Genomic DNA, 7,691 nt, shown 5'->3' with positions numbered 1-7,691 from the left:
CGCAGCGAGACGAAACGCACCGACCCTGCAGATCCGGAGAGGGTCCGCGGATCGGCGATTGGCCCGGTCGTGGCGGCGATATCCTGAACCGATGAGCCGCCGCATCCTGGACCAGTCGTCGAAGCTGAAGGACGTCCTCTACGAGATTCGTGGCGCCGCCCTGGTGGAGGCCGACCGGCTGGAGGCCGACGGGCACACGATCCTCAAGCTCAACACGGGCAACCCCGCCATCTTCGGGTTCGAGGCGCCGTTCCAGATCGTGCGCGACATGATCGAGTCGGTGCCGCACGCGCACGGGTACAGCGACAGCCGCGGCATCATGTCGGCGCGTCGGGCGATCGTCTCGCGCTACGAACAGGTCCCCGGATTCCCGTCGTTCGACCCCGACGACGTGTACCTCGGCAACGGTGTGTCAGAGCTGATCACCATGACGATGCAGGCGCTCCTCGACGCCGGCGACGAAGTGCTGATCCCCGCGCCCGACTATCCGCTGTGGACCGCGATGACGAGCCTTGCCGGTGGTACCCCCGTGCACTACCGGTGCGACAACGACAACGGCTGGCAGCCCGACCTGGACGACATCCGCGAGAAGATCACGCCGAACACCAAGGCGATCGTCGTGATCAACCCGAACAACCCCACCGGCGCCGTCTACACGCGCGAGGTGCTCGAGGGCATCGTGCAGATCGCGCGGGAGCACGACCTGCTGCTGTTGTCCGACGAGATCTACGACCGCATCCTGTTCGACGATGCGCAGCACATTCCGCTCGCCACCCTCGCACCCGATCTGCTCTGCCTCACCTACAACGGGCTGTCGAAGACCTACCGCGTCGCCGGATACCGCTCCGGGTGGATGGTCATCACGGGCCCCAAGCGACACGCGGCCGGCTTCCTGGAAGGCATCCAGCTGCTGGCATCCACGCGGCTGTGTCCGAACGTTCCCGCGCAGTATGCCGTGCAGGCGGCGCTGTCGGGCGTGCAGTCGATCGATGCGCTCATCGGCCCCACCGGCAGGCTGCACGAGCAGCGGGATGCCGCGTGGGAGGGACTGCAGAAGATCCCCGGTGTGACCTGCTTGAAGCCGCAGGGCGCGCTCTACGCCTTTCCGCGGTTGGATCCCGAGGTCTACGAGATCCACGACGACGCGAAGCTCGTCTATGACTTCCTCGTGGCCGAGCATGTGCTGCTCGTGCAGGGGACGGGGTTCAACTGGCCGACGCCCGATCACCTGCGTATCGTGACGCTCCCCGAGGCGCGGGTGCTCAGCGAGGCCGTCGAGCGGCTCGGCAACTTCTTGTCGTCGTACCGCCAGTAGCGGTCACAGCAGGGCGAGCGAGGTCGCGCGCCAGCGGCCGTCCCAGCCTTCGAGGCGGATCGCGACGGCTCGCGTTCGCGCGGGGCTTGCGACGATGACGACCCCCTCGACCGCGCTGTCGGCGGGTGCGGAGTGGCGGATGCTGAGGATCTCGTGCACCGGACGTGCGACCGACTGGTTGCGGGCGCTTCGAGCACGGGCCGACAGGTTGGCGCGGGTGACGAGCTTGGCGTACGCGTCTTCGGTGAGCCACCGCGCAAGCTGCTCGACTTCACGCACCCCGGCGAGCACTTCGAGCACGCCGATCGTGAGGTTGTGCAACAGCGGCTCAGGGTCGGGCAGTTCGTCTGCGGTCGTGCGTTGTGGTGCGAAGTACTCGTTCAGCGCGAGCTGATCGGTCATCCGGCGGGCAGCGCGCGCTGGCGCGGCAGCGGTCGGAACCATGCGAAGGCCTCTCTCGAGCGGTCTCGTGCAACACAGTCGAGCACAGACGCGGAGCCCTCCGGATGAGAAAACTCCAACATGTGGATAAATGACGCGGGGGTGTCGAGGGTCGGGCTAATCTGCTCGCCGTGCGATGGGACCGATTCTTCGAAGACCTCGAAGACCAGCTCGACTCCGAGTGGGAGGCCGAGCGCGCCGCGCTCGACACCGAGGCCGAGCGGCTGCGTCTGGCCAAACTGACGCTGCGCGAACGCCTGTCGGCCGCTGCGAACGCCGAGCCGGTGATCGACTTGATCGACGGGAGCGCCGTGACCGGCCGTCTTGCAGGGATCGGCGCGGACTGGGTCGCCGTATCGTTGGGGGAGCGGGTGGTGCTCGTACCGTTCCTTGCGATCGTCGCGGTCGCCCTCCCGCACGTCGACGTGCTGCGCAGTGCGCGGCCGACGCCGGGCGCGCGCCTGTCGGAGCGGATGACGTTCGGCTACGCCCTTCGCGACCTCGTGCGCCGCAGATGCACCGTCGTCGTGCGAACTGCGTCGGGGCGGGAGGTCACCGGCACGATCGACCGTGCCGGCGCGGACCACTTCGACCTCGCGATGCACGATGTCGGCGCGCCGCGACGCGCGGCAGAGCTCCGCGGGCACCGCATCGTGCCCTTCACCGCGATCGCTTCGGTCGTGGTCGAGGGCGACGGCCTCCGGATCTGAGGGCCGCCGACGTCAGTCGCCGCGCCGGACCGGGCCGCGCCCCCACAGTTCGGGAAAGCTCGCCGCGTTCGATTCGCGCCACAGCGCCATGCGGCGGGCCTCCTCGGCTTGATCGTCGAGGTACTCCTCGACACTCGCGGTTTCGATGCGCCATCGACCGGGGGAGCCGACCTTGGCTCCGCGCAAGCGACCGTCGAGCACGAGCGCGACGACATCGTGGACGTCGAGTTCGAGCATTTCGGCCACCTGTGCCGGTGCGATCATGCGCACGTCGGACGGGGGGTTTTCGGGCATGTCGCCATTATGCGCCTGTATGAACGGGGGAGGGGCGGCGACGGGGCCCGCTGTGGATAACCCGCGGCGTCGAAGCCGCGGGTGCGTCACGATGAGGCCATGAGCAGTCCGACCGCCGCCCGTCCTCCCCGCGCCCGTGCATTCTGGGCGGACGCCCGATTCCTCCTCGGCATCGTCCTCGTCATCGCCAGCGTCGCCGGGGTCTGGTTCGTCGTGGCGGCCGCGCGGCAGACCGCGCCGGTGTTCGCCGCACAGTCGACGATCGTCGCGGGTGAGCCGGTCAGCGCCGACGACTTGCAGGTCGTCGAGGTCGCCCTCGGTCAGGTCGGCGGGGTGTACGCGGCTCCGGGCACACTCGAACCCGGTTCGATCGCGGTGCGCACGATCGAACGAGGCGAACTCGTGCCACAGAGCGCGGTCACGGCGTCCGATGCGGTGACGACGACGACCGTCGTGCTCGCCAGTGACGGCGATGTGCCGGCATCCGTCGAGAAGGGCGCGTCGGTCGAGGTGTGGCATGCACCCCGACTCGACCAGTCGAGCTTCGACACGCCCCGCATTCTCGTCGCGTCGGCAACGGTGGTCTCGATCGCCCGAGACGATGCGGTCGTCGGTGACGCCGAGGTTTCGCTGGAGGTCGTCGTCGAGCGTGCCGAGGTGCCCGCGGTCCTCGCGGCCGTCGCAGCGGGCGACAGCCTGTCGGTGGTGCCGGCATCCGGGAGCGGCTCGTGAGGGTGCTGATCGCCGTCGACGGGGCCCGTGGGCAGGCCCTCGCGGCGGACCTTCCCGATGTCGACGCCGAGGTCGACGTGCGTGGCGTGCTCGCGTCGGACGCACCCGCGGCGGCTGCCGCGGATGCGATGGCCGGTCCCGAGGCAGCCGAACTGCTCGGCGAACTCGCCCGCGCCGACGTGCTGATCGTCGAGACGGGGCGGGCGACGCTCACCGCTGAACTCGTTCGCGCCTGCGACAGGTTCGGCGTTCGGATCATCGCCTTGTGCGCCCGCGACGCCGATCGTCGAGTTGCCGCCGTCTTCGGGATCAGCGCACGCGGCATCGACGACGACCCGGCCGATCTGCTCGAACCGCCCGGTGAAGACGCGCCGCCTCCGCCCGCCGCGGGCCGCGTCATCGTCGTCTGGGGCCCGGGCGGTGCGCCTGGGCGATCCACGATCGCTGTCGAACTCGCGTGCGAACTCGCCCGTGACGGACGGCACGTGGCATTGGTCGATGCCGACTCGCACGCGCCCTCCATCGCCCTCGCGACGGGCCTTCCCGACGAGGGACCCGGGTTCGCGGCCGCGTGCCGGCAGGCTGGTCGCGACAGCCTTGATGCCGCCGAGCTCAGCCGCATCAGCGAATCGCTCGGGAACGTCGACGTGCTCACCGGCATCAACCGTCCCGGGCGCTGGCCCGAGCTCGACCGTGCGCGGGTGACGGGTGCGCTGAGCGCATGCACCGCATGGGCGGACGACACGGTCGTCGATGTGGCCGCGCCGCTGGAGCAGGACGAGGAGATCGTGAGCGATCTCGATGGCCCCCGCAGAAACGCGGCCACCCTGGCGGCGCTCGCGTGTGCCGACGTCGTCGTGGCTGTCGTCGCCGCCGACCCGGTGTCGGTCTCGCGGTTCGTGCGCGCGTACCCCGAGCTGCGCGCCGCTGCACCGAACGCGCGACTGCGCGTGCTCGTGAACAAGACCCGTTCGGGCGCACTGGGTATCGACGCCCGTGGACAGGTGCGACGCACGCTGGAGCGGTTCGCGGGTGTCGATGAGGTGTGGTTCGTGCCGTGGGATGCCAAGGGCGTCGATGCGGCGCTGCTCAGCGCCCGTCCCATCGCGCTCACTTCGCCCAGGTCGGCGCTGACCTCGGCGCTGCGGCGATTCGTGGGTGAGGCAATCGCGCCGCCGGTGCCCGTGACCGCTCCGCCGGCGCGGCGGGCAACGCGCCGGCGGGTTGGGGCGCGGGCGGCGTGAGCAGACGGCGCCGCTAGTCTGAGACGGTGTCGACGCTCAGTGATCTCGTCTATGCCCAGGGTCGTTCCAGTGAGGCCGACGTCGAGTGGCTGCACCGCCTCGCCGGTGACGGGCAACTGCTGGCAGACCTCGCGTTCGCCGACATCGTCATCTGGGTGCCGACGGCAGACGACTCGTTCATCGCGGTCGCGCACGCGCGGCCGAGCGGAGCTGCGACCCTGTTCTACCGAGACATCGTCGGCGACCTCGTGCGGCCGCAGTGGCGTACACAGGTGGTCGGGGCGTTCACGGACGGCCGGATCGTCGACTCCGCGTCACCGGACTGGTTCGAAGAGACGCCCACGCGCGTGCGTGCGGTGCCGATCGTGCGACAGCGCAGCAACGGTGATGCGCCGGCGACACCGATCGGCGTCCTGACGCGACACACCAATCTCGGCGAGGCACGTACGCCCTCTCGGCAGCAGATCACGTTCAACGCCTGCGCGGACGACCTGTTCGGCATGATCGCCTCGGCAGACTTCCCCGACCTGGCGGCACCCACCTCACCACGCCGGGGTGCGCCGCGCGCCTCCGACGGACTCATCCGGCTCGACGTCGACGGCATCACGACCTTCGCCAACCCCAACGCCCTGTCGGCGTTCAACCGGCTCGGGTTCGAGGATGAGCTCGAGGGGGAGCCGCTGATCGAGGTGGCGACGAAGATCCTGCCCGGCAATCAGCAGCAGTTCGACGAGTCGCTTCCGATCGTCATGGCCGGTCGGGCGCCGTGGCGCGCCGACATCGACGCCCGCGGTGTGACCGTCTCGCTGCGCACGATTCCGCTGCGCGACCACGGCACCCGTATCGGCGCGATCGTGCTGTGCCGCGACGTGACCGAGATCCGCCATCAGGAGCAGGAACTCATCACGAAGGACGCGACGATCCGCGAGATCCACCATCGCGTCAAGAACAACCTGCAGACCGTCGCGTCGCTGCTGCGCATCCAGGCGCGACGCACGCACTCCGACGAAGCGCGCGACGCGCTCACGCAGGCGATGCGACGGGTGTCGGCGATCGCCGTGGTGCACGACACCCTCTCGGAAGGACTCGCGCAGAACGTCGACTTCGACGAGGTGTTCGAGCGCGTCATCAAGCTGGTCGCCGAAGTCGCGGCGGCGCCGAACACCCGCGCGCGAACGCACAAGAAGGGCACGTTCGGCACGCTGCCGAGCGAGTACGCGACGCCGCTGGCGCTCGCACTGACCGAGCTCGTGACCAACGCCGTCGAGCACGGCCTCGCAGACAAGGAAGGCGACGTCGAGATCGTCGCCGAGCGTACGCTCGACCGCCTGGCGGTGCAGGTGCGCGACACCGGCGTGGGACTGCCCGAAGGGCAGGTCGGCCGAGGCCTCGGCACGCAGATCGTGCGCACCCTTATTCAGGGGGAGCTGTCGGGAACCATCGACTGGCACACAATGATGGGCAGCGGCACCGAGGTGACGATCGACATCCCGCTGCGCTACATCGACCGGTCGGCGGGGTGACGCCGGCTGATCAGGCGCACAGCGCGCCGGATCAGCGGGAGATCAGGAAGCGCGGCGGGCGCGGGCGGCGCGGCGCTTGAGCGCGCGACGCTCATCTTCGGAGAGGCCGCCCCACACGCCCGAGTCCTGACCGGTCTCGAGGGCGTACTGCAAGCAGACCTCGGTCACCGTGCATCGTGCGCAGACGGCCTTCGCCTTCTCGATCTGGTCGACGGCGGGGCCGGTGTTTCCGACGGGGAAGAACAGCTCGGGGTCGACAGTGAGGCAGGCGGACTTGTCGCGCCAATCCATAGGGATGCTCCTTGATGCGATTCGAATTGGGGGGGAGGTGGTGGGTCGGGACGCTTCGGGACGTCGAGTACCCTGGTGGAGTGCGAGCTGACGCTCGCCCCACTGCGCTGTGGGAGCACACGGCTTCTACCATCGTCCCATGCGCGCGGATGTGAATCAAGGGTTAACAGCGTGTTTCCTGTACAGGATGCTGTGCGTACGCTCGATGCGATTGAGTGATCTGCACAAACTCGGCACGCGGCGAGGAGTTGTCGGGTGACGCGGATCGCATCGAGCGAACGGACCGCCGCCGTGCTGGTCGGGCTCGAGGGCCTCGGCCTGGTCGTGCTTGTGGGGTGGCAGCTCGTCGCCCTCGTCAGCGGCGACACCGACTCCGTCTCGAGTGCGATCGCGCTGCTGGTGCTCACCGCCATCGGCGCCGCAGCGGTCGTCGCGTTCGCCGTGGCGATCGCCCGGGACGCCTCGTGGGGACGCTCGGGCGGCGTCGTCACACAGTTGCTCATCCTGGCCGTCGCGCTCGGCGCGCTCACGGGGCAGTACGCGCACCCGCTGATCGCGCTCGCGTTGGCAGCACCGGCCGTGCTCGGGTTGATCCTGCTGATCGCAGGGTCACGTGCCGCCGCACGACGACGCGGCGACCTCCCGACGAACTGACAGCGACGGGCGTTGCGTCACACGCCCAGCAGGCTGCGAACGCGCGCCACGTGCCCGGTCGCCTTCACGTTGTAGAGGGCGTGGGCGATGACGCCGTCGGCGTCGATGACGAACGTCGACCGGATGACGCCCTCGACGACCTTGCCGTAGTTCATCTTCTCGCCCCAGGCGCCGTACGCGGCGTGCACGGCGTGGTCGGGATCGCTCAGCAGCGGGTACGTGAGCGCATCGCGTTCGCGGAACTCGCGCAGCTTTGCCGGCTCATCGCGGGAGATGCCGAGCACCGTGTAGCCGGCCGCATGCAGCGGGGCGAGGCTGTCGCGAAAGTCGCACGCCTCTTTCGTGCAGCCCGGCGTCATGGCCGCAGGATAGAAGAAGACCACCACCTGCTGCCCGCGAAGATCCGTCAACGACACGTCGGCGCCGTCCTGATCGACGAGGGTGAAATCGGGAGCGGGGGTACCGGGTTCCAGGCGCGTCATGCCTC

The 7,691-nt window shown here is 69.4% G+C and carries 10 protein-coding genes; 6 read left to right on the top strand and 4 right to left on the bottom strand.

What is annotated here, in order from left to right:
• Nucleotides 1-91: 91 nt before the first annotated feature.
• Entirely contained in the window at nucleotides 92-1,315 is a 1,224-nt protein-coding gene (locus AC3ENX_RS13725) for a pyridoxal phosphate-dependent aminotransferase (protein WP_434812364.1), read from the top strand.
• Nucleotides 1,316-1,318: 3 nt separating this feature from the next.
• Here the strand turns inward: AC3ENX_RS13725 and AC3ENX_RS13720 are convergent, their stop codons facing one another.
• The gene (locus tag AC3ENX_RS13720) at nucleotides 1,319-1,759 is read right to left on the bottom strand and encodes an Rv3235 family protein (protein ID WP_434812363.1); all 441 of its coding nucleotides are present in this window, start codon (nucleotides 1,757-1,759) and stop codon (nucleotides 1,319-1,321) included.
• A gap of 128 nt (nucleotides 1,760-1,887) precedes the next feature.
• Between AC3ENX_RS13720 and AC3ENX_RS13715 the strand changes: the two genes are divergently transcribed.
• The gene (locus AC3ENX_RS13715) at nucleotides 1,888-2,466 is read left to right on the top strand and encodes a hypothetical protein (protein WP_434812362.1); all 579 of its coding nucleotides are present in this window, start codon (nucleotides 1,888-1,890) and stop codon (nucleotides 2,464-2,466) included.
• 12 nt (nucleotides 2,467-2,478) lie between these two features.
• Here the strand turns inward: AC3ENX_RS13715 and AC3ENX_RS13710 are convergent, their stop codons facing one another.
• The gene (locus AC3ENX_RS13710) at nucleotides 2,479-2,760 is read right to left on the bottom strand and encodes a helix-turn-helix domain-containing protein (protein ID WP_434812361.1); all 282 of its coding nucleotides are present in this window, start codon (nucleotides 2,758-2,760) and stop codon (nucleotides 2,479-2,481) included.
• Between the two features lie 99 nt (nucleotides 2,761-2,859).
• Here AC3ENX_RS13710 and AC3ENX_RS13705 point away from each other — a divergent pair, with 99 nt between their 5' ends.
• From AC3ENX_RS13705 to AC3ENX_RS13695, 3 genes are read left to right on the top strand one after another with little or no spacing between them, the layout of a single operon-like run.
• Nucleotides 2,860-3,492: a hypothetical protein gene (locus AC3ENX_RS13705; protein WP_434812360.1), complete on the top strand. Its 633-nt coding sequence runs from the start codon at nucleotides 2,860-2,862 to the stop codon at nucleotides 3,490-3,492.
• On the top strand, nucleotides 3,489-4,736 hold the full coding sequence (locus AC3ENX_RS13700; protein ID WP_434812359.1) for a CpaE/TadZ family protein: 1,248 nt from the start codon (nucleotides 3,489-3,491) through the stop codon (nucleotides 4,734-4,736). Before AC3ENX_RS13705 ends, AC3ENX_RS13700 begins: the two co-directional genes overlap by 4 nt.
• A gap of 26 nt (nucleotides 4,737-4,762) precedes the next feature.
• Nucleotides 4,763-6,259, top strand: coding sequence for a sensor histidine kinase (locus AC3ENX_RS13695; RefSeq protein WP_434812358.1), 1,497 nt, complete (start codon nucleotides 4,763-4,765; stop codon nucleotides 6,257-6,259).
• A 42-nt stretch (nucleotides 6,260-6,301) separates the two neighbouring features.
• Here AC3ENX_RS13695 and AC3ENX_RS13690 read toward each other — a convergent pair whose 3' ends face one another.
• Entirely contained in the window at nucleotides 6,302-6,550 is a 249-nt protein-coding gene (locus tag AC3ENX_RS13690) for a WhiB family transcriptional regulator (RefSeq protein ID WP_047542656.1), read from the bottom strand.
• A 255-nt stretch (nucleotides 6,551-6,805) separates the two neighbouring features.
• Here AC3ENX_RS13690 and AC3ENX_RS13685 point away from each other — a divergent pair, with 255 nt between their 5' ends.
• A complete protein-coding gene (locus AC3ENX_RS13685) occupies nucleotides 6,806-7,204 on the top strand; it encodes a histidine kinase (RefSeq protein ID WP_434812357.1) in 399 nt (132 codons plus the stop codon).
• A 17-nt stretch (nucleotides 7,205-7,221) separates the two neighbouring features.
• Here the strand turns inward: AC3ENX_RS13685 and bcp are convergent, their stop codons facing one another.
• The gene (bcp, locus tag AC3ENX_RS13680; RefSeq protein ID WP_434812356.1) at nucleotides 7,222-7,686 is read right to left on the bottom strand and encodes a thioredoxin-dependent thiol peroxidase; all 465 of its coding nucleotides are present in this window, start codon (nucleotides 7,684-7,686) and stop codon (nucleotides 7,222-7,224) included.
• Nucleotides 7,687-7,691: the final 5 nt, after the last annotated feature.

The organism is Microbacterium sp. bgisy189, from assembly GCF_057707225.1.
Note: the sequence above shows the minus strand (reverse complement) of the source record. Positions and strands in the feature narration are given on the sequence as shown.

What these genes read in the sequence shown, in the direction of transcription:
- AC3ENX_RS13725 (WP_434812364.1), top strand. Translation starts at nt 92, where the DNA reads ATGAGCCGCCGCATCCTGGACCAGTCGTCGAAGCTGAAGGACGTCCTC.
- AC3ENX_RS13720 (WP_434812363.1), bottom strand. Translation starts at nt 1,759, where the DNA reads ATGGTTCCGACCGCTGCCGCGCCAGCGCGCGCTGCCCGCCGGATGACC.
- AC3ENX_RS13710 (WP_434812361.1), bottom strand. Translation starts at nt 2,760, where the DNA reads ATGCCCGAAAACCCCCCGTCCGACGTGCGCATGATCGCACCGGCACAG.
- AC3ENX_RS13705 (WP_434812360.1), top strand. Translation starts at nt 2,860, where the DNA reads ATGAGCAGTCCGACCGCCGCCCGTCCTCCCCGCGCCCGTGCATTCTGG.
- AC3ENX_RS13690 (WP_047542656.1), bottom strand. Translation starts at nt 6,550, where the DNA reads ATGGATTGGCGCGACAAGTCCGCCTGCCTCACTGTCGACCCCGAGCTG.
- bcp (WP_434812356.1), bottom strand. Translation starts at nt 7,686, where the DNA reads ATGACGCGCCTGGAACCCGGTACCCCCGCTCCCGATTTCACCCTCGTC.